The 22,588-nt window shown below is 74.4% G+C and carries 24 protein-coding genes; 12 read left to right on the top strand and 12 right to left on the bottom strand.

Annotation, left to right across the window (positions count from 1 at the left end):
- The first annotated feature begins 2 nt into the window (after positions 1-2).
- The 3 genes from IE287_RS28385 to IE287_RS28375 are packed head-to-tail and all read left to right on the top strand — an operon-like array spanning position 3 to position 2,015.
- Entirely contained in the window at positions 3-863 is an 861-nt protein-coding gene (locus tag IE287_RS28385) for an AraC family transcriptional regulator (protein WP_189852065.1), read from the top strand.
- 46 nt (positions 864-909) lie between these two features.
- Entirely contained in the window at positions 910-1,674 is a 765-nt protein-coding gene (locus IE287_RS28380) for an AzlC family ABC transporter permease (protein ID WP_373307915.1), read from the top strand.
- Positions 1,675-1,679: 5 nt separating this feature from the next.
- Positions 1,680-2,015: an AzlD domain-containing protein gene (locus tag IE287_RS28375; RefSeq protein ID WP_229883792.1), complete on the top strand. Its 336-nt coding sequence runs from the start codon at positions 1,680-1,682 to the stop codon at positions 2,013-2,015.
- Positions 2,016-2,019: 4 nt separating this feature from the next.
- Here IE287_RS28375 and IE287_RS28370 read toward each other — a convergent pair whose 3' ends face one another.
- The gene (locus tag IE287_RS28370) at positions 2,020-2,970 is read right to left on the bottom strand and encodes a hypothetical protein (protein WP_189852064.1); all 951 of its coding nucleotides are present in this window, start codon (positions 2,968-2,970) and stop codon (positions 2,020-2,022) included.
- A gap of 79 nt (positions 2,971-3,049) precedes the next feature.
- Here IE287_RS28370 and IE287_RS28365 point away from each other — a divergent pair, with 79 nt between their 5' ends.
- The 6 genes from IE287_RS28365 (at position 3,050) to recX (ending at position 8,264) form a co-directional block, all read left to right on the top strand.
- Positions 3,050-3,244, top strand: coding sequence for a DUF3046 domain-containing protein (locus IE287_RS28365; protein ID WP_189852063.1), 195 nt, complete (start codon positions 3,050-3,052; stop codon positions 3,242-3,244).
- A 264-nt stretch (positions 3,245-3,508) separates the two neighbouring features.
- Entirely contained in the window at positions 3,509-4,645 is a 1,137-nt protein-coding gene (locus IE287_RS28360; protein ID WP_189852086.1) for an AI-2E family transporter, read from the top strand.
- Positions 4,646-4,734: 89 nt separating this feature from the next.
- Positions 4,735-5,508 carry an SGNH/GDSL hydrolase family protein gene (locus tag IE287_RS28355; protein WP_189852062.1) on the top strand — a complete coding sequence of 258 codons (774 nt, stop codon included), beginning with the start codon at positions 4,735-4,737 and terminating at the stop codon, positions 5,506-5,508.
- Positions 5,509-5,768: 260 nt separating this feature from the next.
- Entirely contained in the window at positions 5,769-6,311 is a 543-nt protein-coding gene (locus IE287_RS28350; protein WP_229883788.1) for a hypothetical protein, read from the top strand.
- 257 nt (positions 6,312-6,568) lie between these two features.
- Positions 6,569-7,693, top strand: a complete 1,125-nt coding sequence (recA, locus tag IE287_RS28345; protein ID WP_189852061.1) for a recombinase RecA — start codon at positions 6,569-6,571, stop codon at positions 7,691-7,693.
- A gap of 4 nt (positions 7,694-7,697) precedes the next feature.
- Complete coding sequence (recX, locus tag IE287_RS28340) at positions 7,698-8,264, top strand: recombination regulator RecX (RefSeq protein WP_189852060.1); 567 nt, start codon at positions 7,698-7,700, stop codon at positions 8,262-8,264.
- 129 nt (positions 8,265-8,393) lie between these two features.
- On the opposite strand, the gene IE287_RS28335 is transcribed toward recX, so the two are convergent.
- The 8 genes from IE287_RS28335 to IE287_RS28305 form a co-directional block, all read right to left on the bottom strand.
- Complete coding sequence (locus IE287_RS28335) at positions 8,394-8,807, bottom strand: rhodanese-like domain-containing protein (RefSeq protein WP_189852059.1); 414 nt, start codon at positions 8,805-8,807, stop codon at positions 8,394-8,396.
- Entirely contained in the window at positions 8,804-9,349 is a 546-nt protein-coding gene (locus IE287_RS28330; RefSeq protein ID WP_189852058.1) for a cupin domain-containing protein, read from the bottom strand. The genes IE287_RS28335 and IE287_RS28330 overlap by 4 nt, the downstream gene beginning before the upstream one ends.
- Positions 9,350-9,487: 138 nt before the next feature.
- A complete protein-coding gene (locus tag IE287_RS39515; RefSeq protein WP_350813796.1) occupies positions 9,488-9,559 on the bottom strand; it encodes a putative leader peptide in 72 nt (23 codons plus the stop codon).
- A 47-nt stretch (positions 9,560-9,606) separates the two neighbouring features.
- On the bottom strand, positions 9,607-11,682 hold the full coding sequence (locus tag IE287_RS28325; RefSeq protein WP_189852057.1) for an FAD-dependent monooxygenase: 2,076 nt from the start codon (positions 11,680-11,682) through the stop codon (positions 9,607-9,609).
- A 327-nt stretch (positions 11,683-12,009) separates the two neighbouring features.
- Complete coding sequence (locus tag IE287_RS28320) at positions 12,010-12,900, bottom strand: amino acid ABC transporter permease (RefSeq protein ID WP_189852056.1); 891 nt, start codon at positions 12,898-12,900, stop codon at positions 12,010-12,012.
- Positions 12,897-13,571 carry an amino acid ABC transporter permease gene (locus IE287_RS28315; RefSeq protein WP_189852055.1) on the bottom strand — a complete coding sequence of 225 codons (675 nt, stop codon included), beginning with the start codon at positions 13,569-13,571 and terminating at the stop codon, positions 12,897-12,899. The genes IE287_RS28320 and IE287_RS28315 overlap by 4 nt, the downstream gene beginning before the upstream one ends.
- 117 nt (positions 13,572-13,688) lie before the next feature.
- A complete protein-coding gene (locus IE287_RS28310) occupies positions 13,689-14,510 on the bottom strand; it encodes a glutamate ABC transporter substrate-binding protein (RefSeq protein ID WP_189852054.1) in 822 nt (273 codons plus the stop codon).
- 54 nt (positions 14,511-14,564) lie between these two features.
- Positions 14,565-15,350 (bottom strand): amino acid ABC transporter ATP-binding protein, encoded by a 786-nt coding sequence (locus IE287_RS28305; protein ID WP_189852053.1) that lies wholly within the window; start codon positions 15,348-15,350, stop codon positions 14,565-14,567.
- Between the two features lie 261 nt (positions 15,351-15,611).
- Here IE287_RS28305 and IE287_RS28300 point away from each other — a divergent pair, with 261 nt between their 5' ends.
- Positions 15,612-16,334 (top strand): response regulator transcription factor, encoded by a 723-nt coding sequence (locus IE287_RS28300; protein ID WP_189852052.1) that lies wholly within the window; start codon positions 15,612-15,614, stop codon positions 16,332-16,334.
- A gap of 18 nt (positions 16,335-16,352) precedes the next feature.
- Positions 16,353-17,750: a sensor histidine kinase gene (locus IE287_RS28295; protein ID WP_189852051.1), complete on the top strand. Its 1,398-nt coding sequence runs from the start codon at positions 16,353-16,355 to the stop codon at positions 17,748-17,750.
- Between the two features lie 79 nt (positions 17,751-17,829).
- Here IE287_RS28295 and IE287_RS28290 read toward each other — a convergent pair whose 3' ends face one another.
- The gene (locus IE287_RS28290; protein ID WP_189852050.1) at positions 17,830-18,828 is read right to left on the bottom strand and encodes a TAXI family TRAP transporter solute-binding subunit; all 999 of its coding nucleotides are present in this window, start codon (positions 18,826-18,828) and stop codon (positions 17,830-17,832) included.
- A 636-nt stretch (positions 18,829-19,464) separates the two neighbouring features.
- Between IE287_RS28290 and IE287_RS28285 the strand changes: the two genes are divergently transcribed.
- Positions 19,465-20,700, top strand: coding sequence for a four-carbon acid sugar kinase family protein (locus tag IE287_RS28285; protein ID WP_189852049.1), 1,236 nt, complete (start codon positions 19,465-19,467; stop codon positions 20,698-20,700).
- On the opposite strand, the gene IE287_RS28280 is transcribed toward IE287_RS28285, so the two are convergent.
- A complete protein-coding gene (locus IE287_RS28280; RefSeq protein ID WP_189852048.1) occupies positions 20,685-21,329 on the bottom strand; it encodes a response regulator transcription factor in 645 nt (214 codons plus the stop codon). The two genes, IE287_RS28285 and IE287_RS28280, sit on opposite strands and share 16 nt — an antisense overlap.
- The gene (locus IE287_RS28275; protein WP_189852047.1) at positions 21,320-22,567 is read right to left on the bottom strand and encodes a sensor histidine kinase; all 1,248 of its coding nucleotides are present in this window, start codon (positions 22,565-22,567) and stop codon (positions 21,320-21,322) included. The genes IE287_RS28280 and IE287_RS28275 overlap by 10 nt, the downstream gene beginning before the upstream one ends.
- Positions 22,568-22,588 lie beyond the last annotated feature (21 nt).

Here is a 22,588-nt window from a genome sequence, read left to right as displayed (position 1 = left end):
GCATGGCGAGGGGCGAGCGGGCACGGTACTGGCAGTACGCCGAGCTGCCCGGGGTCGACCTGCTGCACGCCCGCTACATCGAGAAGGCGTTCTCCCGGCACACCCACGAGAGCTTCGTCTACGCCGCGATCACCGAGGGCGTCGAGGCCTTCCACTACCGGAACGACCTGGTCCACGCCGGTCCCGGGCAGATAGCCCTGGTGAACCCCGACACCCCGCACACCGGGTACGCGGGCGTCCCCGAGGGCTGGACCTACCGCACGATCTACCCGGACGCGGAGCTCGTCCGGTCCATCGCCGCCGACGTCCTCGACGTCCGCGGCCCCGTCGGCTTCACCCAGCCCGTCGTCGACGACCCGTACGCCGCCCAGCTCGTCATCGGCGTCCACCGGGCCGCCGAGGAGGGCAACGCGCTCGCGGCCGACAGCCTGCTGCGCCTGGTCACCGCCCGGATGCTGCGCAGCCACGGCGGACGGCTCCGCACGCGCGCGCCGCGCGGCGCGGGGGCCGGGGCCGCGGCACGCGCGCGTGCCGTCCTGGAGGAGCGGATGGCGGAGCCGCCCACCCTGGAGCGGCTCGCGGCCGACCTGGGCACCAGCCCGTTCGCCCTGCTGCGGGCCTTCCGCGCCGAGTACGGCATGCCCCCGCACACCTGGCTCACCGACGCGCGCGTGCGGCGCGCCCGGCGGCTCCTGGACGCGGGGACGCCGCCGGCCGAGGCCGCGCTCGCCGTCGGCTTCACGGACCAGCCCCACCTCAACCGGCACTTCACCCGGAGCGTCGGCGTCCCGCCCGGGGCCTACCAGCGGGCCCGGGACCAGGTCCGCAAGAACGTACAAGACGGGCCGTCGGCCGCTCCGTAACGTCTCCGACGTGGCAGAACAGACAGCACACCCCGCCACGCGGGACATACGTGACGACCACCCGTCCGACGGCCGGGACGGGAGCGGCGGGGCCGCGGCCGGAGGCGCCGGGAAGCCCGACGCGGCCGTGGTCCGGGACGCGCTCGGCGTCGGCGTCGCCGTCGGACTCTCCGGCTTCGCCTTCGGCGTGACCTCGGCCGGAGCCGGGCTCACCCTCCTCCAGACCTGCGTGCTCAGCCTGCTCGTCTTCACGGGCGCCTCGCAGTTCGCCCTCGTCGGCGCCCTCGCCGGCGGCGGGAACCCCTTCACGGCGGCCGCCGGCGCCTTCTTCCTCGGCACCCGCAACGCCTTCTACGGGCTGCGGCTCTCCCAACTCCTCGCGTTGCCGAGGTCCGTGAAGCCGTTCGCCGCGCAGTGGGTCATCGACGAGACCACGGCCGTCGCCCTCGCCCAGCCGGACCGCAGGTCCGCCCGGCTCGGCTTCACCGTCACCGGGCTCGCGCTGTACCTCCTGTGGAACCTCACCACGCTGCTCGGGGCGCTCGGCGCCGAGGCCATCGGCGACACCGCCGCCTGGGGGCTCGACGCGGCCGGGCCGGCCGTCTTCCTCGCCCTGCTCGCCCCGATGCTGCGGACCGCGACCGAGCGGGCCACCGCCGGGATCGCCGTCCTCCTCGGCCTGGGCCTGCTCCCCGTGCTCCCGGCCGGCGTCCCCGTGCTCGTCGCGGCGCTCGCCGCCCCGGCCGTCCTCTGGTTCCAGGGCCGCCGCGCGCAGAAGCGGTCGGCGGCCCACGAGAAGGCTCCCCGATGAACGGGATGATCGGCATGAACACCCTGAACAGCACGCAGGTCTGGATCGCGATCGGCCTCACCGTCGCCGGCTGCTACCTGGTCAAGCTGGCCGGACTGCTCGTCCCGGCCCAGACCCTGGAGCGCCCGCTCGTCCAGCGGCTCGCCGCCCTCCTCCCGGTCGCCCTGCTCGCCGCGCTCACCGCCCAGCAGACCTTCGCCACGGGGGCGCACCTCACCCTGGACGCCCGGGCCGCGGGCGTCGCCGCCGCGGCGCTCGCGCTCGTCCTGAGGGCGCCCTTCCTGGTGGTGGTGGGCGCCGCGGTCGTCGTGACCGCGGGCGTCCGGGCCCTGGGCGGCTGAGGCCTCAGCCGTCCAGCGGGCGCCCGTAGGCACGCAGGGTGCGCAGGGCCTCGATCGTGACGATCGGCCGCCATTCCAGGGCGCTGCCGGGCGCCCAGGCCCGCCACCGGATCGGCCAGCCCCCGTCCTCGGCCTGCTCCGCGGCGAGGAAGTCCAGTGAGCGGGACACCTCCTCGTCGGTGAACCAGCCGCGGGCCAGGGAGCCCGGCACGCGCGCGTAGTCGTGCGGATAGTGGTGCTCGCCGGGCGCGTACCCGTCGGCCACCGGGAACTCCCCGGGCCGGTCCGGGTCGAGCACGGCGAGCCGCTGCTCGCGCACCAGACGCCCGAGCCGGTCCGCCGCCGCCTCGGCCCGCCGCCGGTCGGGCACCGAGTCGAGGAAGGCGACCGCCGCCTGCACCTCGTACGGATGGGACTTCTCCAGCCCGTCCACCGCCGCCCAGCAGAACTCGGTGGCCCGGAACAGCCAGGCGTGCCAGACCTGGTTGCGGTGGAGCGCGCCGACCACCGGCCCCGTCGAGAGCAGTTCTCCGGGCGGGTCGTCGACGACCGGGACGAACGGCGCCGAGGGGTAGTCGCGCTGCGAGGGGTGGATCGCGGGGAGCGCCCCCTCGTGGGTGGAGACGGCCGTCAGATAGCGGCAGATCCGTTCCACCCGCGGTCCGCCGCAGCGCCCGATCGAGTCGAGGACCCGCAGCGCGTGGGCGGTGTGCAGCGGCTGGCTGACCGGACCGCGCAGATCCGGTTCGAGCCCGTGGCCGTAACCGCCGTCCTCGTCGAGGTACGCGGTCAGGGCCGCCTCCACCGGGTCCGCGCCGCCGCGCAGGAAGTGGTAGGCGAACCGGCGCTGTTCGAGCACCCGCGCCGTCAGCCAGACGAACCGCTCGGCGCGGGCGAGCGGCGACCCGGGGGCCGCCGGGGGAGAGGACGGGGAGGAGAGGGTGTTTTCGGCCATGTTCCGACCGTAGGGCGGAACCGCGTGGTGACAAGCCCCGGCGGGCGGGCTGCACTCTTGGGAGCGGGATACTGGGGTCATGCGGTTGACGATTTTCTGGGAGCGGATGGCCGACCACTTCGGCTCCGGGTACGCGGACTCCTTCGCGCGTGACCACGTGCTGTCCGAACTGGGCGGCCGGACCGTCCACGAGGCGCTGGACGCCGGCTGGGAGGCCAAGGACGTGTGGCGGGCGGTCTGCGGCGCCATGGACGTGCCGGCCGAGAAGCGCTGAGCCGCGGGCGGGGCCGATCCGCCGGGAGCCGGACGGATTGTCCGCCGGGTGCGCGAGACTTGCGGGGTGGCCCCGACTGACGAGACCGAGAAGTCCTCCCGGAAGACCCCCGCGACGCCCGCCGCCCGGACCGCGCCGGCCGGGGCGAGCACGCCGCCCGGCGTCCCCGCCGCCGACCCCGGCGTCCTCGCGGCGGACCCCGGCGCCCCCGGCGGACCGCCCCCCTCGGGACACCTCCCCACCGCTCACGCGCCGGGCGCGCGGATGCCCCGCTGGCTGCCCCGCGCGATGGTCCTCGCCCTCGCCCTCTACGCCTGTTTCCTGCTCGGCAACTGGGCCTTCCACCAACTCGTCGGCCTGCTCGTCAACATCCTGCTCGCCTTCTTCCTCGCGCTCGCCATCGAACCGGCCGTCGGCCGCATGGCGGCGCGCGGCATGCGCAGGGGGCTCGCCACCTTCCTCGTCTTCTTCGGCGTGCTGGTCACGGGCGTCGGCTTCGTCGTGCTGCTGGGCTCGATGCTCGCCGGCCAGATCGTCGACATGGTGGAGAACTTCCCCCAGTACCTCGACTCGCTGATCAACTGGATCAACGAGACCTTCCACACCGAGCTCTCCCGGGTCGAGGTCCAGGACAGCGTGCTCAACTCGGACTGGCTGCAGAAGTACGTGCAGAACAGCGCCACCGGCGTCCTCGACGTCTCCGCGACCGTCCTCGGCGGGCTCTTCAGACTGCTGACCATCTTCCTCTTCGCCTTCTACTTCGCCGCCGACGGGCCGAGGCTCCGCCGCTCGCTCTGCTCCGTCCTGCCGCCCGCGCGCCAGGCCGAGGTGCTGCGCGCCTGGGAGATCGCGGTCGACAAGACCGGCGGCTACCTCTACTCGCGCGGGCTGATGGCGCTCATCTCCGGCGTCGCGCACTTCGTGCTCTTCGAGATCCTCGACGTGCCCTACGCCCCCGCCCTCGCCGTCTGGGTCGGTCTCGTCTCGCAGTTCATCCCCACCATCGGCACTTACCTGGCGGGCGCGCTGCCGATGCTGATCGCCTTCACGGTGAACCCCTGGTACGCGCTGTGGGTGCTCGGCTTCGTCGTGGTCTACCAGCAGTTCGAGAACTACGTCCTCCAGCCGAAGCTCACCTCCAAGACCGTCGACATCCATCCCGCGGTGGCCTTCGGCTCGGTCATCGCGGGCACCGCCCTGCTCGGCGCGGTCGGCGCGCTGATCGCCATCCCGGCCGTGGCCACCCTCCAGGCCTTCCTCGGGGCGTACGTGAAGCGGTACGACGTCACGGACGACCCCCGGGTCCACGGCCACCGGCGCTACGGCGAGGCGGTCGTGGCCCGGCTCCAGAAGGCCCTCCAGCACAAGAAGGAGGCGTCGGGGAGCTCCGGGGAGGAGTGACCGGCCGACCGGCGGGCGGCACGCCACCGCTTCCTCTATGGTAAATAAATTGAATAGGTGTTGGGTGGGGTAGGGGAGGCGGTCCAAGGATGAGCGCGCACGGGTACCGGCGGTACGTGGCCCTCGGTGACAGTCAGACCGAGGGGGTCGGCGACGGCGACGACCGCACCGGGCTGCGCGGCTGGGCCGACCGGCTCGCCGAGCACCTCGACCGGACCGGGCCCGGCCTGCGGTACGCCAACCTCGCCGTGCGGGGCCGCCTGGCGGCCGCGGTGCGCGCGGAGCAGCTCCCGGCCGCCCTCGCGCTCCGCCCCGACCTGGCCACCGTCGTCGCGGGCGTGAACGACCTGCTCCGGCCGGGCTTCGACGCCGACGGGACGGCGGGCCACCTGGAGGCCGTCTTCGAGGCCCTCACCGCGCAGGGCGCCCGGGTGGTGACCCTGACCTTCCCCGACGTCGGCCGGATCACCCCGCTGGCCCGCCCCCTCGCGCCCCGCGTCCACGCCCTGAACGAGCGGATCCGGGAAGCCGCCGGCCGCCACGGCGTGACCGTCGCCGAGACCGCCCGCCCCGAGGTCGTCACCGACCCGCGGATGTGGAGCGCCGACCGGCTGCACGCCTCGCCGCTCGGGCACGCGCGCATCGCGGCCGCGGTCGCCGAGGTGCTCGCCCTGCCCGGCAGCGACGACTCCTGGACCCGGCCGCTGCCGCCGCTTCCGCTCCCGAGCGGGGTGCGCGCCGCCGCCGGGGAACTCGTCTGGGCCGGTTCGTTCCTCGGTCCCTGGATCGGGCGCCGTCTGCGCGGTCGCTCCTCCGGGGACGGCCGGGCGGCCAAGCGTCCGGACCTGCTGCCGGTGGGCTGACCCGGGGCGGGCGGGAGCGGTCGGGGCGGGAGGCCGTGGAGCGGTCGGAGGGGGAGGGGTGCCCGGCGCGTGTCCCGCCGGTCAACGCGCCGGGTCCCGTTCAGTCGTCTGAAGGTCGTTTCCGGTGATCTTCGGGAATCCGTCCGACCAGCCTCCTGCCGTACGGACTGACCGCGCCGAGGCGGTCCCACGAGGAGGAAGCCCGTGTCATCGCCCTGCGACCCCGCCACGCCCCCGCCGGTGACGTGGACGGGGCGCTCATGGTGATCGACTCCCGTCTCAAGGCCGTCCACGACGGCAGGACCGGGACCGACCCCGAACGGCAGAAGCTGCTCGACCAGTACACGGCGTCCCTGGATCTGGAAGGCGTCCACGACCTGCTGGACGGCGCCTGCACGCTCGTCTTCATGTTCATGAAGTGGCTGCGCGGGGTCCACGAGGGGCGCGACCGGGACGTCATCGGGCACGTGGTGCCCAGCCTCGTGACCACCCTGCGCATGATGCCCCGCAGCGTCAGCCCCGAGGCGATCCCCACGATGGCCGGACTGGTGATCGCGGCGGGCACGGGGCTGAGCCCCAGTCTCTGGCGCCGCCCGTACGGGGAGTGGACCAAGGAGGAGATGACGGCCCTGGAGGCCACCGCCCTCCTGCTGGCCGAGCACGTCAACCGGATCGCCGGGGACCGCGACTTCGCCACCCGCATGATCGCTGAGGCCCTCTCCCGAGCCGAGGGGGAAGCGGCGGCGGGGGCCGGCGGGGGCCCGGGGTCCGATCCGAGCTGGGGCGGGGGCGGGGACGAGTAGGGGGAGGGGGAGGGGGTGGGGGAGCGGTGGGAGGTGGGCGGGGGGTGCCGCATGGGGCCGGAGGTTGTCCACAGGGTGCGCGTGGCGCGCTTGACACGAAAATCGAACATCTATTCTTATGAAGGTTCCGGCCCTGGGAATCGCGGGCATCTCGGCGAGTTGTCCACAGGTCGGAGGGACGCGGGAGCCCGTTGTCAGTGGCAGGGGTTAGCGTCTTTCACATGAAGCGATCGACTCAAGCAAACCGGGTGGAACCCATGGCAGGAACCGACCGCGAGAAGGCGCTCGACGCCGCGCTCGCACAGATTGAACGCCAATTCGGCAAGGGCGCCGTGATGCGCATGGGCGACCGCACCCAGGAGCCGATCGAGGTGATCTCCACCGGCTCGACCGCCCTCGACGTCGCGCTCGGCGTCGGCGGTCTGCCGCGCGGCCGTGTCGTGGAGATCTACGGCCCGGAGTCCTCCGGCAAGACGACCCTGACCCTGCACGCCGTGGCCAACGCGCAGAAGGCCGGCGGACAGGTCGCCTTCGTCGACGCCGAGCACGCCCTCGACCCCGAGTACGCCAAGAAGCTCGGCGTCGACATCGACAACCTCATCCTGTCCCAGCCGGACAACGGCGAGCAGGCCCTCGAGATCGTCGACATGCTGGTCCGCTCCGGCGCCCTCGACCTCATCGTCATCGACTCCGTCGCCGCGCTCGTCCCGCGCGCGGAGATCGAGGGCGAGATGGGCGACTCCCACGTGGGTCTCCAGGCCCGTCTGATGAGCCAGGCGCTCCGGAAGATCACCAGCGCGCTCAACCAGTCCAAGACCACCGCGATCTTCATCAACCAGCTCCGCGAGAAGATCGGCGTGATGTTCGGCTCGCCGGAGACCACGACCGGTGGCCGCGCCCTCAAGTTCTACGCCTCGGTGCGCCTCGACATCCGCCGCATCGAGACCCTCAAGGACGGCACGGAGGCGGTCGGCAACCGCACCCGCGTCAAGGTCGTCAAGAACAAGGTCGCCCCGCCGTTCAAGCAGGCCGAGTTCGACATCCTCTACGGCCAGGGCATCAGCCGCGAGGGCGGTCTGATCGACATGGGCGTGGAGCACGGCTTCGTCCGCAAGGCCGGTGCCTGGTACACCTACGAGGGCGACCAGCTCGGCCAGGGCAAGGAGAACGCCCGCAACTTCCTGAAGGACAACCCCGACCTCGCCAACGAGATCGAGCGGAAGATCAAGGAGAAGCTGGGCGTCGGCGTCCGGCCCGACGCGGCGAAGGCCGACGCGGCCACCGACACCGCCGAGGCGGCGGACGCGGCCGGCGCGGACGACGCCAAGGCCACGGCGGTGAAGACCGTCAAGGCGACCAAGGCCACCGCGGCCAAGAGCTGAACCGGTGACCGGTCGCACCGAATGGCCGGGTGACGGCCCCGACTCGTCGAGGGCCGAGAAGGAGCCGTCACCCCAGGATCCGGCGGAGCGGGCGCGGGCGATCTGTCTGCGCCTGCTCACCGGAACCCCCCGCACGCGCAAGCAGCTGGCCGACGCGCTGCGCAAGCGGGAGATCCCCGACGACGTCGCCGAGGAGGTCCTCGCCCGCTTCGAGGACGTCGGCCTCATCGACGACGCGGCCTTCGCGGACGCCTGGGTGGAGTCCCGGCATCACGGGCGGGGCCTCGCCCGCCGGGCCCTCGCCCGTGAGCTGCGGACCAAGGGCGTCGACCCGGGCCTCGTGCAGGAGGCCATCGGGCAGCTGGACTCCGAACGGGAGGAGGCCACCGCCCGCGAACTGGTGGCGCGCAAGCTCCACGCCACCCGCGGTCTCGAGCGCGACCGCCGGCTCAGACGCCTGGCCGGCATGCTCGCCCGCAAGGGGTACCCGGAGGGCATGGCCCTGCGGGTCGTCCGCCAGGCCCTGGAGGAGGAGGGCGAGTCCACCGACGGCCTGGAGGAGGGCTACTAGCACCCTCCGTCCCGGACCGGCCCGGGGGGACGGTCCGACGGCACGCGGGGGGCGTGCCGGAGGAGGGGGCGAGGCCCGGGCGCCCCGCCTGGGGGAGGGCGGGCGCCGCGCCGGGGGAGAGGGGACGGGTCAGAGGGCCGACCGGCCGGCCGGGAGGAGGACGGGGAGCCCCGCCGCCTTCCAGGCCTGGAAGCCTCCGATCAGGTCCGTCGCGCGGTGCAGGCCCAGCCGACGGAGGGACTCCGCCGCCAGCGAGGAGGCGTAGCCCTCGTTGCAGAACACGATCACCCGCAGGTCGTGGCCGGTCGCCCGGGGGGACCGGTGGCTGCCCAGCGGATCGAGCCGCCACTCCAGCTCGTTCCGCTCCACGACCAGCGCGCCCGGCACCAGACCGTCCCGTTCCCGCAGGGCCGCGTAGCGGGTGTCGACCAGGAGGGCCGCCCCCGCCTCGTACTGCTCGTACGCCGCGTGGGCGTCGACCCGGTCCAGGCCGGACCGCACCCGCTCCAGCAGCTCGTCGATGCCGACGTGGTCCGTGCTCACTGCCAGTCCTCCGGACGCTCGACGTGCTCCAGGCGGAGCACCGCGCCCGTCCGGCTGAAGCGCCGGATCAGCGGGAGCGGCGGGTAGTAGGCGTGGACCGAGACCGCATGGGTGTCGGGCGAGGGGTTCAGCACCTCGTGGAGGTGGTCGCGGCCGAAGGCGCGCCCGTCGCCCGCGCCGAGACGGCGGGAGCGGTCGAGGTCCTCGGCCAGCTCCAGGGTCTTCCAGCCGCCCGCCGGGAGGCGTACGGCGAGGGCGTGCTCGGTGAGGCTGCCGCGGGCGGTGGCGAAGGCGCCGAAGGACTCGGCGTGGTCGTGCCAGCCGGTGCCGGTGCCGGGAGGCCAGCCGATCAGCCAGGCCTCGCTGCCGCCGGGACCGTCCAGCCGGACCCAGGTACGGCCCTCCGGATCGAGCGGGAGGGAGTCGACCAGGGCCTGGTCGGCCGCGGTGCGGCGGGCGAAGTCGAGCAGTTCGGCGGCCGTCGGCGGGCCGGCGGCCGCCCGGGCGGCGACGGGGGAGGGGGTGACAGAAGACGCGGGCACGGGTGACCGTCCTGGAATCGCTGGGGTGCGCGCCGCGCCGCCGGGAGGAACCGGCGGGAGGTCCGGGGGACACCGAGGTCACCGCGCCGGACGGACGTCCGGCGCGGGGCGGGGCGCGCGGGGGGAAGGGAAGCGAGTTCAGAAGGACGGGCGACACACGCAGCCCGCATAGCGGATCAGGTCCATATGGACCCTCCGCCACAGGCGCACATCGGTGTCGGTCACGTTCCGGAGTACACCACGCGCGCCCGCGCGAATCAATGGACGTCCGCAGTCCGGTCGTGTCCCCGGGACGCCTCGGCCGGCGCCGGGACCTCGGCGGAGACGGCGGCCGGGGGCCGCTCGCCGTCGCCGGAACCCTGCGGGGAAAGGGCCTGCGAGGCCCTCCTGCCGTCCCCGGGGCCGGGCGCACCGGAGCCGGCCGCACCGGCGGCGCTCCCCGAGGCGGCAGCGGTCGTGGAGCCGGCGGCGGCACCGGTCGCGGCGCCGGTCGCCGCACCGCTCGGGGCACCGCTCGCGGCGCGGGGCGCCGCGTCGGGCGTCGGGCCCGCGCCGGAGCCCCCGGGGCGCCCCCCTCCCCCGTGCGGGGCCGTGCGGGCCCCCTCCGGAGCGTCCTCCTCCCGGGTGGCGGCCGACCGGGTCCGCCCCGGGGGCAGGGCCGACCGGGCCTCCCCCGGAGGGAGGGCACGGCGGCCCCGCTCCGGGCCGGCGGGCGGCGCGGACTCCTCGGGGACGCTGCCGCGGGCGGCCTCCGCCGCCGCGTGCAGTTCCTCCGGCAGCACGCCGGCGAAGGCGGCGACCAGGTGCCCGTCGGGACGGATCAGCAGGACCGCGTGGGCCGGGGCGCCCGGGTAGGCGTCGGTCACCAGGACCTCCGACGCCACCGGAAGCGCCTCGGCGGCCTCCTCCAGGCGGGGCATCAGCCCGGCGGTCCGCCAGTGCCGCCGCTCCCACACGCCGGAGCCGGGAGCGACGAGCAGGACCAGCAGCCGGGCCCGGCCCAGCCGGTCCCGGAGCCGTACCGTGGTGTCGTCGGGGGCCGTCACCCGGACGTCCTCGACGGGGGCGCCGAGCGGGGTGCCCACCGGGACCATGCCCTCGGCGTACGGCGCGGCGAGCGGCGAGTGCGGGTAGGCCGGAGAGGCCCCCAGCGGGCCGCGCCCCAGGTGGCCGTCGGTCAGCAGGGCGTCGTGGCCGCGGGTCACGCCCGGCAGGTAGCCGCGCAGCCCGCCGCCGCCGCGGAGCACCGGAAGGGCCTGGTCGGCCGCGCGCAGACGGGCGGCGATCGCCGCCCGGCGCTCGCTCTGGTAGCTGTCGAGCAGGGCGTCCGGGGCGGCGCGGTGCCAGGTGAGGGCGAGCTTCCAGGCGAGGTTGTCGACGTCCCGGAGGCCCTCGTCGAGGCCCTGGGTGCCGATCGCGCCCAGCAGGTGGGCCGCGTCCCCGGCGAGCAGCACCCGGTCGACGCGCCAGCGGCGGGCGAGCCGGTGGTGCAGGGTGTGGACGCCGGTGTCGAGGAGCTCGTACGGCGGCGTGGTGCCGTCGCACCAGCCGGCGAGGGTCTCGCGGATCCGGGCCACCAGGGCGTCCGGGGTGACGAGTTCGCCGCGCGGCGGCAGCAGCCAGTCGATCCGCCACACCCCGTCCGGCAGCGGACGGGCGCTGATCTCCTCGCCTGCCCCGCGCCACGGGGGCTGACGGTGCAGCAGGGCCTCGCCGGGCCAGGGGAGTTCGGTGCGCAGGGCGGCGACCGCGTGCCGCTCGACCGCGGTGCGGCCGGGGAAGCGGACGCCGAGCAGCTTGCGGACGGTCGAGCGGGCGCCGTCGCAGCCCACGAGGTGGCTGCCGCGCCACCAGGTGCCGTCCGGGCCGCGGGTGTGGGCGGTGACTCCGGCGCGGTCCTGCTCGACCGCGTCCAGGCGGGCCTCGGTGACGAGCCGGACGAGCGGTTCGCGGGCGATGGCGTCGCGCAGGCCGCGGGCCAGGGCGTGCTGGGGGATGTGCAGGGGGGCGGCCGGCGCGGCCGGCGACGCCGGGTCCTCCGACCACTCCTCGGTGCCGCCGAGCCCCAGGTCGAAGGCGACCTGCCGGGTCTGGTGGCGCTTGCGCATCCCGCGCCAGCCCACCCAGCGCAGGCCCTCGTCACGGACGGTGGCACAGCCCAGCCGCTCGACGAGGGCGGCCGTGTCGGCGCGGAGCACGACGGTCCGCGCGGGGCGCGGCTCCTCCTTGCCGGAGGTCTCGTCGAGGACGACGCTGGGCACGTTCTGCGCGGCGAGCGCGAGGGAGAGCGCGAGGCCGACCGGCCCCGCGCCCACGATGATCACCGGGTCCACGGCGCGGCTCCTGGAGGCCGGACGGACAGAGGGGCAGCACAGCAGAGTGTGGCATGGGCCCGGTGCTTGATCACAGACCGTATGCAACCCACTCAGGGTGTTTTGCGTCAAGTGACGCGGTGGGCGTGGTGCGCCTGATGTCCGGTCAGGGCCGTTCCCGGGCGGGGCGGGTGCCTCTCGTACCGCTCCGCGTCCCACCAGGACCTCCGGCCCCGCCGCTTTCACCGGAGGCATGCGGTCCGGGGGAGGGCGACGGGGCCGGAAGTGGACGGGCGCGGAACTTGGGGGAAACCGGGCCGGTCGGGGTGGTGGTCGTAGGGGCGGGGCTCAGACGCCGCCGGCGTTCGCCCCGCCCATCTCGACGTTCGTGACCGGGGCGACGTCCTTCACCGCGGCGGCCCTGCGGCCCTGGCGGAGTCGCCTCTCCAGGCGGGCGGCGAGGTGGGTGAGGAGGGCGTTGAGCACGATGTAGACGAGGGCGATGACCGTGAAGGCGGCGATCGTGTTGGCGCCGTAGTTCGCGGTGATCTGCCGGTTCTGGCTGAGCAGCTCGCCGAAGCCGAGCAGCGCGCCGCCGAGCGCGGTGTCCTTCACGATGACGACGAGCTGGCTGACCAGGGCGGGCAGCATGACCGTGACGGCCTGCGGCAGCAGCACGTACAGCATGGTCTGGCCCTTGCGCATGCCGAGCGCGACGGCCGCGTCGCCCTGGCCCCGGGGGAGCGACAGGACGCCGGCGCGGACGACCTCGGCGATGACGGAGGCGTTGTAGAGCACCAGGCCGGTGACGACCGCGTACAGGGGGCGGAAGTCGGAGCTGACGGGCGTGAACTGGGCGTAGACGGCGCTGGCGAACATCATCAGGAGCAGCACCGGGATGGCCCGGAAGAACTCGACGACCGCGCCGACCGGGACCCGCACCCAGCGGTGGTCGGAGAGCCGGCCGATGCCCAGGGCGGCGCCGAGCGGGAGCGCGATGAGGATGGAGAGCGCGGCGGCCTTCAGCGTCTCGGCCAGACCGGGCAGCAGGTACGTCGTCCAGACCTGGGAGTCGGTGACGAACGGGCTCCACTTCTCCGCCGCCAGCTGGTTCTTGTCCGCCATGGCGGAGAGGACCCAGTAGGCCACCAGACCCAGCGCGACGAGGAAGAGGATCGTGTAGACGACGTTGCGCTGCCTGGCCCGGGGGCCGGGGACGTCGTAGAGGACGGAGTTCACCGCTTCACCGCCAGTCGCTTGGCCGCCCAGCCCAGGACCAGGCCGGTGGGGAGGGTCAGGACGATGAAGCCGAAGGCGAAGATCCCGAAGACGGTGAAGAGCGCCTGGGCCTCGTTCTCGATCATCTCCTTCATCAGGAGCGCCGCCTCGGTCGCGCCGATCGCCGCCGCCACCGTGGTGTTCTTGGTGAGGGCGATGAGCACGTTGGCGAGCGGGGTGATCGCCGCGCGGAACGCCTGCGGCAGGACCACCAGGGTCAGGACCTGGGTGAAGCTCATGCCCAGGGCGCGGGCCGCCTCCGCCTGGCCGGCCGGGACCGTGTTGATGCCGGAGCGCAGCGCCTCGCAGACGAAGGTGCCGGTGTACGCGGTGAGTCCGAGCACCGCGAGCCGGAAGCCGATCTCCTTGAAGTCGTCGCCGCCGAGCGTGACCTGGAGGGTCTGGTTGAGGCCGAAGGAGCAGGCCACGACGACCACGGTCAGCGGGGTGTTGCGGACGAGGTTCACGTACGCGGTGCCGAAGCCGCGCATCAGCGGGACCGGGCTGACCCGCATGGCGACCAGGGCGGTGCCCCAGACCAGCGAGCCGATCGCCGAGTAGAGGGCGAGCTGAGCCGTCACCCAGAAGGCGCCGAGCAGGTCGTACTGCCCGGAATCAAGAAAGTCGAACACGATGCCCCGCGCTCTCCCCTGGTGGTCGGTCGGTCGGACGGCCGGTGCGTCGGCAGCGGCCGGGGGTGCCGTGGCGGCCGCACCCCGCGGGGGCGGCCGTCACGGTGAGGGGCGAGGTCAGCCCGCGATCTTCGGGGCCGGCTCGTTCTTGTAGCCGGACGGGCCGAAGTGCTGCTTCACGAGCTTGTCCCAGGTGCCGTCGGACACCATCTTCTCCAGGGCCTTGTTGATCTTGCCCTTGAGGTCGGAGTCGCCCTTCTTGAGGCCGATGCCGTAGTTCTCGTCGCTCATCGAGAGGCCCGCGAGCTTGAACTTGCCCTGGTGCTCCTTCTGCGAGGCGTAGCCCGCGAGGATGGAGGCGTCCGTGGTGAGGGCGTCGACGGCCTTGTTCTCCAGGCCGGTCAGGCACTCGGAGTAGCCGCCGAGCTGCTGGAGGTCGGCCTGCGGGGCCAGCTTCTCCTTGACGTTCTGCGCGGAGGTCGAGCCGGTGACCGAGCAGAGCTTCTTGGAGTTGAGGTCCTCGACCTTGGTGATCGAGGTGTCGTCGGCACGGACCAGCAGGTCCTGGTGGGTCAGGAAGTACGGACCCGCGAAGTCGACCTCCTTCAGGCGCTTCTCGTTGATCGAGTAGCTCGCGACGACGAACTTCACGTCGCCGTTCTTGATGAGGTTCTCGCGCTCGGCGGACGGGGCCTGCTTCCAGGTGATCTTGCCCTCGTCGTAACCCAGCTCCTTGGCGACGTACTTGGCGACGTCGACGTCGAAGCCGGCGTACGAGCCGTCCGGGGTCTTCAGGCCGAGGCCCGGCTGGTCGAACTTGATGCCGATGGTGATCTTGTCGCCGTTGCTGCCGGAGTCCGAGCCGGTGCCACAGGCGGTGGCGGTCAGGGCGAGGACGACGGCGGCCGCGGCGGCCGCGGAGGCGTTGCGAAGCTTCATGGGTGAACGTCCCTTGGATAGCGGTGAGTTGCGAAGACTAGGTCGTCGACTCGCTCAGTGGTGCAGGATTTTGGAGAGGAAGTCCTTCGCCCGGTCGCTGCGCGGGTTGCTGAAGAACTCCTCGGGGGTGGCCTGTTCGACGATCCTGCCGTCGGCCATGAAGACGACGCGGTCCGCGGCGGAGCGGGCGAAGCCCATCTCGTGCGTCACGACCACCATCGTCATGCCTTCCCGGGCCAGCTGCTGCATGACCTCCAGGACCTCGTTGATCATCTCCGGGTCCAGGGCCGAGGTCGGCTCGTCGAAGAGCATCACCTTCGGTCCCATGGCCAGCGCGCGGGCGATCGCCACGCGCTGCTGCTGGCCGCCGGAGAGCTGCGCCGGGTACTTGTCGGCCTGCGCGGCCACGCCCACCCGCTCCAGCAGGGCCCGGGCCTTGGCCTCGGCCTCGCCCTTCGCCGTCCGGCGGACCTTGACCTGACCCAGCATCACGTTCTCGAGCACGGTCTTGTGCGCGAAGAGATTGAAGGACTGGAAGACCATGCCGACGTCCGACCGCAGCCGGGCCAGTTCCCTGCCCTCCGCGGGCAGCGGCTTTCCGTCGATCGTGATCGTTCCCGCGTCGATCGTCTCCAGGCGGTTGATCGTGCGGCACAGCGTCGACTTGCCGGACCCCGACGGCCCGATGACGACGACGACTTCACCGCGGCCGATCGTGAGGTCGATGTCCTGCAGCACGTGCAGCGCGCCGAAGTGCTTGTTCACTCCGGACAGGACGACCAGGTCCTCCTGGGCCCGGGGGGCGTCCTCGTTGTCCTTGGACACTGCCACTCCGCTCATCGGCCTCTTGCTCCGTCCTCCTCGGTTGGGAGGACACTAGAGACACGTTCGGATGACCGTCATCACATCTGAGCGGAAATTGAGGATAACGATAAGGCCACGGACGGCCACCCTGGGTGAAGGTGACCAGGGACGCCGTACCGGCTGGATAACGGAAGCGGACGGTCCGCAGGGTGGCACTTGACTGAGACGTCCGTGATCGGCATTCATGGGCGTTCATGCCCCGGCCCGGGGCGCCCCGGCGAACGAGAGGAGACGACCATGCGACTGCTGCTCGTCGAGGACGACGACCACGTCGCCGCGGCCCTCTCGGCGATCCTCGCCCGGCACGGCTTCGCCGTCACCCACGCCCGCAACGGCGAGGAGGCCCTCCAGGCCGTCCTCCCCACCGCACAGGGCGAGCGGCCCTCGTACGGCGTGATCCTGCTGGACCTCGGTCTCCCCGACCTCGACGGCTACCAGGTCTGCGCCCGCATCCGGAAGCTCACCACCACCCCGGTGATCATGGTGACCGCCCGCAGCGACGTGCGCTCCCGGATCCACGGCCTCAATCTGGGCGCCGACGACTACGTCGTCAAGCCCTACGACACCGGCGAACTGCTCGCCCGCATCCACGCCGTCTCCCGGCGCACCAGCGGCCCCGCCGGCGACGACACCGCCGGGGGCACGGGCTCCGCCGCCGAGGGGACCGTGCTCCGCCTCGGCGCCGTCGCCGTGGAGCTGCCCACCCGGCGCGTCAGCGTCGACGGCGAGCCCGTCGCCCTCACCCGCAAGGAGTTCGACCTGCTCGCCCTCCTGGCCCAGCGGCCCGGCGTCGTCTTCCGCCGCGAGCAGATCATCTCCGACGTCTGGCAGACCAGTTGGGAGGGGACCGGCCGCACCCTGGAGGTGCACGTCGCCTCGCTCCGCGCCAAGCTGCGCATGCCCGCCCTGATCGAGACCGTGCGGGGCGTCGGCTACCGCCTGGTCGTCCCGGCCGCGTAACCCCCGGCCGCCCCGCCCGTGCGCACCCGCCTCCTCCCCCTGCTCATCGTCCTGATGGCCGGGGTCCTGCTCGCCCTCGGCTTCCCGCTCGCCGCCAGCCTCGCCGCCGCCCAGCAGCAGCGGGTCGTGGTCGACCGCCTCGACGACGCCGCCCGCTTCGCCGCCCTCGCCCAGTTCGTCGGCGACCCCGCCAGCGGCAGCGACGAACGCCGCACCACCCTCAGCGGCGAGCTCGCCAGCTACCACGACGTCTACGGCATCCGGGCCGGCATCTTCTACCGCGACAACCGCGCCATGGCCGCCGCCCCCGAGGACTGGGTCGTCCCGTACGAAGGGGAGGGCCGCCGGGCCTTCAACGAGTCGCTGCTCGGCCGCCGCAGCCACGACCCGCCGCAGGTCTGGCCCTGGCAGCCGCACGCCCGCCTCACCATCGCCTCCCCGGTCGTCCGCGACGGGGACGTCGTCGCCGTCGTCGTCACCGACTCGCCCACCGGCGAGCTCCGCGCCCGCATCCTGCGCGGCTGGCTGGTGATCTTCGCGGGCGAGGCCGCCGCCATGCTGCTCGCCGTCGGCGCCGCCGTCCGCCTCACCGGCTGGGTCCTGCGCCCGGTCCGGGTCCTGGACGGCGTCACCCACGACATCGCCACCGGCCGGATGAACTCCCGGGTCGCCGAGGCCGGCGGACCGCCCGAACTGCGCCGTCTCGCCCGCTCGTTCAACGAGATGGCCGACCACGTCGAGGAATCCCTCGAACAGCAGCGGGCCTTCGTCGCCGACGCCTCCCACCAGCTCCGCAACCCGCTCGCCGCGCTGCTGCTCCGCATCGAGCTGCTCGCCCTCGAACTCCCCGAGGGGAACGAGGAGATCGCCTCCGTGCGCACCGAGGGCAAGCGGCTCGCCCAGGTCCTCGACGACCTGCTCGACCTCGCCCTCGCCGAGCACGCCGCCGCCGACCTGCGGCTCACCGACGTCGGCGCCCTCGCCGCCGAGCGGATCGCCTCCTGGCGGCCGGTCGCCGACGCCAAGGGCGTCCGGCTGGTCGGGGAGTGCGGGGCGGCCACCGGCTGGGCGGACCCGGTGGCGCTCTCCAGCGCCCTGGACGCGGTCGTCGACAACGCGCTGAAGTTCACGCCGGAGGGCGAGCGGGTGACCGTGCGGGTCCTCCCGGGACGCGACGGCGTCGAGGTGGTGGTCGCCGACCTCGGGCCCGGCCTCACCGAGGAGGAGCTGAGCCGCGTCGGGGACCGCTTCTGGCGCTCCGGCCGCCACCAGAACGTCAAGGGCTCGGGCCTCGGCCTCTCCATCGCCCGCGTCCTGCTCACCGCCACCGGCGGGGGGATCGCCTTCGCCCCGAACGAGCCGCACGGACTGCGCGTGACGGTCACGGTCCCGCGGTACGCACCGGCTGATCGCTGATCGCTGATCGCTGATCGCTGATCGCCGATCGCCGATCGTCAGGGACCGTGCGGGTGGGGCGGGGCGGAGCCCGTACGGCTCAGGGCTTGACCGAGCGGTAGTAGCGCCGGGCGCCGTCGTGGAGGGTGAGGGGTTCGGTGTAGACGGCCGTCCGCAGGTCCACCAGCTGGGCCGGGTGCACCTTGCTGCCGATGCCGTCCCGGCTGTCGATCACCGAGCGGGTGAACCCCTCCACCAGGTCCTGATCGGCCTCGACGGTCGTCACCATCAGGTTCGCCACCGCCAGCGTCTCCACCCGCTGCCCGTCCTGGGCGGCCGCGTAGGCGTCGGCCGGTATCACCGCGGAGCGGTAGTGCCGGGTCGACTCGCCGACGTCCCGCAGCGCCTCCACGAGCGGGGCGTCCATCGGGACCAGCCGGACCGGGGTCCGCTCCGACAGCGTCTGCACGGCCTGGGTCGGCAGCCCGCCGGACCAGAAGAAGGCGTCCAGGGAGCCGCTCTCCAGCATCTGGGGCATCGAGTCGATGCCGACCGGCACCGCGGTCACGTCCCGGGACGGCGTGAGCCCCGCCGCCGCGAGGACCCGGTCCGCTATCAGCCGGACGCCCGAACCGTCCTGACCGACGCCGACGCGCAGTCCGCGCAGGTCGGAGACGGTCTGGATGGCCGAGCCCTTGCGGACGACCAGCTGGACGTAGTCGTCGTAGAGCCGGGCGCAGCCGCGCAGCCGCTCGAAGCCGGGCCGGCGGTCGCGGATGTACTGCGCCACGGCGTCGGCGGTCGCCACGGTGAAATCGGCCTCGCCGGAGGCGACCCGCGCCAGGTTCTGCTGGGAGCCCTCGCTGTCCTTCAGGGTGATGGTGACGTCCGGGAGCTCCTTGGCCATGGCCTGCTTCAGCAGCACGCCGTAGCGCTGGTAGACGCCGGTGGGGACCCCGGTGCTGAAGGTGACGGAGCCGCTGGGCGTCGAGCTCCCGAAGGGCGCGAGCCACCACAGCAGCACCCCGCACACCGCGAGCAGCGCGGCCGCGAGCGCGAGGACGCGGCGGCGGGCGGCACGGCTGAGCGAGGCGAACATGTCTGCGATCCTGCCAGGTGCCCCGCGACCCTGGCCAGGGCGGCCGGAGGGCGACGGCTGTGATGTCGACTGCCCCGGAGCCGCGGGGTGGCTCCGGGTGGTGCCGGGGCCACGGGGAGCCACGGGGGTGACGGGGACGGGGAGTCCCGTGCGGCGGACTCCGCGTCCGGGGACGGTACGGGGCCGTGCCGCCGGCCCTGCGCCCGGGGGCGTACCGCAGGCGTACCGGGGCCGTACCGGGGGAGCCTCGGGCCGCCCGGTGGCGGCGGGGCGCGCTCGGCCGAAATGGTGAGCGGTTCTCCGGAGGGGCGCCGTGCCGTGTGTCCTGCCGGGGCGGCGGGGGTCCGTCCGGTTAGCGTCGGAAGGCGCTCGGTGATCTTGAGGGTAGTTCCCCCTGCCCGCCCCTGGCCCCTGCCGAGCAGCCGACTCACCCCTGTCCCGAGGGAGTCTCCGCATGCTGGTCGCCCCGTCGTTCCCGTCCCGCGGTACCGGTGCCCCCGGCCCCGCCGCCCGCAGAACCGGGGCCGCTCCCCGCGCCCCGGCGCGGCGGGCCGCACTGGACGGGGCGGGCCGTGCGGGCGAGGGTGGTGCACCACCGCGCGCCGGCCGCGCCCGTACGACCCGAGGAAGCCCCCGATGCCCGTCGCCCCGCCCGTCGTCCCGCCCCGCGTCGCCGTCCTCGCCGACGACCTGACCAGCGCGGGGGACGGCGCGGCACCCTTCCGCCGGGCCGGCCTTCCGGCCCGGGTGCTCCTCTCCGGCGGTCCGCTCGCCGGCCACGGGCGGGAGGACGGCGTCCTCGCCGTCGACCTCGGCAGCCGGCTCCTGGACGAGGCCGGGGCCGCGCGCCGCACCCGGGAGGCGGCCCGCGCCCTGTCCGGCGCGGGGCTGCTCCTGAAGACCGTCGACTCGACCCTGCGCGGCCACGTGGCCGCCGAGCTCCACGCCGCCCGGGAGGGCTCGGGGCGGCGGGCGGTGGTGATCGCCCCCGCCTTCCCGGCCGAGGGCCGCACCACCCTCGAAGGCGTGCAGTACGTCCGCGGAGTGCGGGTCGACGAGAGCGAGTTCGCCCGCGACCCCGCCCACCCCGTCCGCACCGCCGACCTCGCCCGGCTCCTGCCGGACGCCGTCCCCGTCGCACCCGGCCGGACCGGGCTCCTGCCCGAACTCCTCGCGCGCGGCGGCCTCTTCGCCTGCTCCGCCGCCACCGACGCCGACCTGGACCGGATCGTCGCCGCCGTCCCCGACCACCGGGCCGTCCTCTGGGTCGGCTCGCCGGGACTGGCCGCCGCCCTCGCCCGCCACCACGCGCTCCCGGGATCCGCCGGTCCGGCCGGTGAACTCCCGCTCGCCCGGAGGCCCTTGACCGTCGTCGGCAGCGCCAACCCCGCCACCCGGCGCCAGCTCGCCCTGCTCGCCGCCGAGCCGGGCGCGGTCTGTGCCGACACCGACGGCACCGCCGACCCTGCCGACACCGCGGCCCGCCTGCTCGCCGCCGACGCCCCCGTGCGCATCCTCCACACGCCCCACGAGCGCCGCCCCGGACCGGCCGGGTCGACCCGGCTCCTCGCCGCCTCCGTGGCGGAACTGGCCGGCCGCGCCCCCTTCGACGGGCTCGTCCTCACCGGCGGGGAGACCGCCGAGGCCGTGCTGCGGGCCCTCGGCGCCCACGGCATCGACCTCCACGACGAGCCCGAGCCCGGCGTCGCCCGCGGCACCCTCACCGGGCCCGCGGGCGTCCCCCGCGTCCCGGTCGTCGTCAAGGCGGGCGGCTTCGGCGACGAGCGCGCCCTGCTGCGCCTGCACGCCCTCCTCACGGGCCACCCGGCCCGGGCCCGCGGCGGACGGGGCGGGGGTCACGCCTCCAGATAGCGCAGCACCGCGAGGATCCGGGGGCTGTGGCCCTCGGCGCCCCGCAGCTCCAGCTTGTCGAAGACCGCGTTGAGGTGCTTCTCCACCGCGCTCAGCGACAGGTGCAGCCGCCGCGCGATGGCCGTGTTGGTGCAGCCCTCCGCGAGGACCTGGAGCACCTCCCGCTCGCGCGGGGTCAGCCGGGCCAGCGGATCGGCGTGCGCGCTGCGGACCACCAGCTGCCGGACGACCTCCGGGTCGATCGCCGCGCCGCCCGAGTGGATCCGCTCCAGCGCGTCCAGGAACTCCTCGACCTGCGCCACCCGGTCCTTCAGCAGATAGCCGACCCGCTCCGCGCCGGCCGCGAGCAGCCGGGCCGCGTAGCTGCGCTCGACGTGCTGCGAGAGGACCAGGACGCCGGTCCCCGGCAGCCGTTCGCGGATCTCGACGGCCGCCCGCAGGCCCTCGTCGGTGTGGGTCGGCGGCATCCGGATGTCCACGACGGCCACGTCGGGGCGGAGCGCCTCCGCCGCGGCGACCAGCCCCACCGCGTCCCCGAACGCCCCGACGACCTCGTGCCCCTCCTCCGCGAGCAGGCGGGCGAGCCCCTCCCGCAGCAGGGTCGAGTCCTCGGCCAGGATCACACGCACGGCAGCTCCGCGACGATGGTGGTGGGTCCCCCGAGGGGGCTGTCGACGCTCAGGACGCCGTCGAGCGCGGCGACCCGTCCGCGCAGCCCGGTCAGGCCGCTGCCCGCGGGATCCGCGCCGCCCCGGCCGTCGTCCTCGATCCGCACGGTCAGCGGGCCGCCGGGCGCCCCCGCGACCCGTACCGACACGGCCGAGGCCGCCGCGTGCTTGGCCGCGTTGGTGACGGCCTCCGAGACGACGAAGTAGGCGGCCGTCTCCACCGGGCGGGGGAGCGGCCCCGTCACCTCGTAGGCGATCCGCAGCGGCAGCGCGCACCGCTGCGCGACCCCGCCCAGCGCCTCCTCGAGACCGAGGCTGTCCAGTGCCGACGGATACACCCGCCAGGCGACCTTGCGGAGTTCGGCCAGCACCTCCTGGGCCTCCCGGTGCGCCTGGCCCAGCAGGTCCGCCGCCCGCTCCGGATCCCGTCCGCCGCCCCGGCGCGCCCGCCCGATCAGCATGGCGAGCGCCACCAGCCGCTGCTGCACCCCGTCGTGGAGGTCCCGCTCGATCCGCCGCCGCTCCCCGTCCACGGCCCGCACGACGGCCGCCCGGCTCACCGAGAGCTCGTCGATCCGGCGCCGCAGCAGCTCCCGCTCCGAGGGCCCGAAGCACTCCCGGGCCAGACGGGTGTCGAGCGCGGTGAGCGCGGCCAGCCCCTGGAGCCCCAGGAAGAGCAGGACGCCCTCGAGCACCAGCTGCGGCAGCAGCTCCATCGCCCCGGTGGTCCCGCGCACCACTCCCGTGACCAGCAGTCCCGCGAGCACCAGGCCGAAGCCGAGCAGTGCCAGCACGACCCCGCAGACGAGCCCGGCCCACGACCTGACCGCCAGATACCGCACGAGGTCCCCGTCCCCGGTCCCGTACGCCCCGGCCTCGTTGCCGTCCCCGGTCCCGGTCCCGTACGCCCCTGCCCCGTGGCCGTCCCCGGTTCCGGCCCCGTACGCCTCGGGGAACCGGTCCCCGAAGAACCGGGACCGCCGCCTCCGCTCCAGCCCCGCGAGCCGGCGGGCACCGGAGCCGAGCACCCCGAAGGCGCGCGCCCGCGTCCGCGGCCACAGCAGAAAGGCCCCGAGTGGCGCCCCCGCGAGCAGCAGGTACAGCAGCCCGACCGGCGCGGTCAGACAGCCGGCAAGCACCCCCGTCGCCCGCCGCGCCGCCGACCGCGCCCCCGCGTCGCTCCGTCCGCCCCCGTCCACGCCTCCCACCCTAAGGTCGGC

It is taken from the genome of Streptomyces omiyaensis, assembly GCF_014650895.1.
Lineage (GTDB): Bacteria > Actinomycetota > Actinomycetes > Streptomycetales > Streptomycetaceae > Streptomyces > Streptomyces omiyaensis.
The sequence above is the reverse complement of the archived record's forward strand: the minus strand, read 5'-3'. Positions and strand labels throughout refer to the sequence as shown.

Coding starts and splice junctions, on each gene's coding strand:
- IE287_RS28385 (WP_189852065.1), top strand. CDS start 3: ATGGCGAGGGGCGAGCGGGCACGGTACTGGCAGTACGCCGAGCTGCCC.
- IE287_RS28375 (WP_229883792.1), top strand. CDS start 1,680: ATGATCGGCATGAACACCCTGAACAGCACGCAGGTCTGGATCGCGATC.
- IE287_RS28370 (WP_189852064.1), bottom strand. CDS start 2,970: ATGGCCGAAAACACCCTCTCCTCCCCGTCCTCTCCCCCGGCGGCCCCC.
- IE287_RS28365 (WP_189852063.1), top strand. CDS start 3,050: ATGCGGTTGACGATTTTCTGGGAGCGGATGGCCGACCACTTCGGCTCC.
- IE287_RS28360 (WP_189852086.1), top strand. CDS start 3,509: ATGCCCCGCTGGCTGCCCCGCGCGATGGTCCTCGCCCTCGCCCTCTAC.
- IE287_RS28355 (WP_189852062.1), top strand. CDS start 4,735: ATGAGCGCGCACGGGTACCGGCGGTACGTGGCCCTCGGTGACAGTCAG.
- IE287_RS28350 (WP_229883788.1), top strand. CDS start 5,769: ATGGTGATCGACTCCCGTCTCAAGGCCGTCCACGACGGCAGGACCGGG.
- recA (WP_189852061.1), top strand. CDS start 6,569: ATGGCAGGAACCGACCGCGAGAAGGCGCTCGACGCCGCGCTCGCACAG.
- IE287_RS28310 (WP_189852054.1), bottom strand. CDS start 14,510: ATGAAGCTTCGCAACGCCTCCGCGGCCGCCGCGGCCGCCGTCGTCCTC.
- IE287_RS28305 (WP_189852053.1), bottom strand. CDS start 15,350: ATGAGCGGAGTGGCAGTGTCCAAGGACAACGAGGACGCCCCCCGGGCC.
- IE287_RS28300 (WP_189852052.1), top strand. CDS start 15,612: ATGCGACTGCTGCTCGTCGAGGACGACGACCACGTCGCCGCGGCCCTC.
- IE287_RS28290 (WP_189852050.1), bottom strand. CDS start 18,828: ATGTTCGCCTCGCTCAGCCGTGCCGCCCGCCGCCGCGTCCTCGCGCTC.
- IE287_RS28285 (WP_189852049.1), top strand. CDS start 19,465: ATGCCCGTCGCCCCGCCCGTCGTCCCGCCCCGCGTCGCCGTCCTCGCC.